General features: G+C 43.9%; 2 protein-coding genes and 1 tRNA gene. All 3 read left to right on the top strand.

The window, feature by feature from the left end:
* Positions 1 to 108: 108 nt before the first annotated feature.
* The 3 genes from GNE10_RS33770 to GNE10_RS33760 all read left to right on the top strand — a co-directional run bounded on the left by GNE10_RS33770 (position 109) and on the right by GNE10_RS33760 (position 2,502).
* A tRNA-Asp gene (locus GNE10_RS33770) sits at positions 109 to 182 on the top strand.
* A gap of 189 nt (positions 183 to 371) precedes the next feature.
* The gene (gene gltX, locus GNE10_RS33765; RefSeq protein ID WP_185570396.1) at positions 372 to 1,820 is read left to right on the top strand and encodes a glutamate--tRNA ligase; all 1,449 of its coding nucleotides are present in this window, start codon (positions 372 to 374) and stop codon (positions 1,818 to 1,820) included.
* 190 nt (positions 1,821 to 2,010) lie between these two features.
* On the top strand, positions 2,011 to 2,502 hold the full coding sequence (locus GNE10_RS33760; protein ID WP_185570395.1) for a hypothetical protein: 492 nt from the start codon (positions 2,011 to 2,013) through the stop codon (positions 2,500 to 2,502).
* Positions 2,503 to 2,525: the final 23 nt, after the last annotated feature.

Genomic DNA, 2,525 nt, shown 5'->3' with positions numbered 1-2,525 from the left:
CTTCCTGCTTGCCCAATGCCCAATAACTACAAAAAATTTCCAATTTTCAACTCCAAAATACTTGACAAATAGAAAAAAAATAGCGACAATAGGAAAGTTGCAAATCAAGGGACTGTAGTTCAATTGGTTAGAGCACCGCCCTGTCACGGCGGAAGTTGCGGGTTCGAGCCCCGTCAGTCCCGTTCTAAAATCATAATTAATGAATGTAAATATTAAATGTTGAGTTCTGAGTGTCAGAGTAACGCAACTTAGTTACTTAGTATTACTGAAATCAGTACAAAGCTAAGAAATTCTATCTTTAATGGACTCAGAACTTAATCTTTAAATATTAAGGTACATTTATTCATGCTTTGCAAAAGAGAGAATTAACTGTGACTGTCAGAGTCCGTATAGCGCCGAGTCCTACTGGAAATTTACATATTGGTACAGCGAGAACGGCTGTATTTAACTGGTTATTTGCCCGCCACCACGGTGGGAAGTTTATTCTGAGAATAGAAGACACAGACCTAGAGCGATCGCGTCCTGAATATACAGAAAATATCCTTCAAGGACTGCGTTGGTTAGGGCTGAACTGGGATGAAGGGCCATTTTTTCAATCCCAACGCTTGGATCTTTATAAACAAGCAGTACAACAACTCTTAGACCGGGGGTTAGCTTATCGCTGCTACACCACCCCCGAAGAACTAGAGGCTTTGCGAGAAGCTCAAAAAGCCAGAGGCGAAGCTCCTCGCTATGACAACCGTCACCGCAACCTCACCCCAGAACAACGGGCTGCTTTTGAAGCAGAAGGCCGTTCTTCTGTGATTCGCTTCAAAATCGAAGACCATCGCGAAATTGTCTGGAATGATTTAGTCAGGGGAAAAATGTCTTGGCGAGGTAGTGATTTAGGTGGCGATATGGTCATCGCCCGCGCCTCCGAAGAAGGTAGTGGTCAGCCTTTATACAACTTCGTAGTTGTAGTGGATGACATCGATATGCAAATCACCCACGTGATTCGTGGAGAAGACCACATCGCCAACACAGCTAAGCAAATTCTGTTGTATGAAGCTTTGGGGGCAAAAATCCCAAATTTTGCCCACTCACCACTGATTTTAAACAAAGAAGGGCGTAAGCTTTCCAAGCGAGATGGCGTTACCTCCATTTCTGACTTTCAGCAAATGGGCTTTACTGCTGAAGGCTTGGTAAATTACATGACATTACTTGGTTGGTCGCCCCCAGACTCAACCCAAGAAATATTTACCTTAGAAGCAGCCGCTAAGGAATTTAGCTTTGAGCGGGTTAATAAAGCAGGTGCAAAATTTGACTGGGACAAGCTGGATTGGTTGAACAGTCAATATATCCACAACACCCCTGTAGATAAACTCACAGATTTACTCATACCCTATTGGGAAGCAGCCGGGTATAAATTTGACGGTGGACGCACTCGCCCTTGGTTAGAACAGCTAGTAGCTTTAATTAGCCAAAGCTTGACTCGACTGGTAGATGCTGTAGCTATGAGTCAAGTGTTTTTCACTGACACAGTTGAATTTAGTGACGAAGCAAAAACACAACTCAAGCAAGAAGGTTCTGCTGCTGTGCTTGAGGGGATTGTCACAGCTTTGGAAAATCAGCCACAACTCTCTGAGGAATCTGCCCAGGACATTATTAAACAAGTGGTCAAAGAACAAAAAGTCAAAAAAGGCTTAGTCATGCGATCGCTAAGAGCAGCCTTAACTGGAGACGTTCATGGCCCCGACCTCATCCAATCTTGGTTACTACTAAATCAAATTGGTTTAGATCGACCGCGCTTAAATAGAGCAATAACTGAAAGTAGACAGTAGGGAGTGGGGGGGATCAGGGAGACAAGGATAACAAATAACTCCCAACTCCCGACTCCCAACTCCTAACTCCTAACTCCTAACTCCTAACTCACCACTCCCCATCCCCCTTTGTAGTCAATTATCCTCAGATTGGGAACTTGGTATGTAAAATTCATGTCTTCAAAAGCACTTAGAAGCAAACCTAATTACAATGCCAACAAAAGCGCTCAATAGAGGGATGAAATTATCGTTGATGATAGTTACGCTTTTCATCACTTCAGTTAGTGTCATAGCTGATGCCCAAGAAGCGCCAACGATATTTGGAGATGTGACCATTGGCCCCCAGTTTTCTCCAGACCCACTGACAGTTCGCGGGATGAGTGGAGGCTCAGTATCTGGAAATGAAATAGCTGGTAGAACTGAAACAGCCACCGGCCCTTGTACTGGATTTGTCGATGAAACACCAGACCACACATTAGTATTAACAAGTAAATTTGATTACCTTAAGCTACAAGTCCAAAGCCCTGAGGATACCACCATGATTGTGAAAGGCCCTGGTGGTACTTGGTGCAATGACGATTTTGACAATAAAAATGCCGGCATTGTTGGTGAATGGCTGGCTGGAACTTACCAAATTTGGGTTGGTTCCTACGACAAAGGCAAGTATCTTCCTTACACTCTACAAATGACAGAAGTGAAGTAGGGCATGGGCATTGGGTGTGGGGA

Source organism: Nostoc sp. 2RC (assembly GCF_014222165.1).
Classification (GTDB): domain Bacteria; phylum Cyanobacteriota; class Cyanobacteriia; order Cyanobacteriales; family Nostocaceae; genus Nostoc; species Nostoc linckia.
This window is presented reverse-complemented; position numbering and strand designations above follow the sequence as displayed.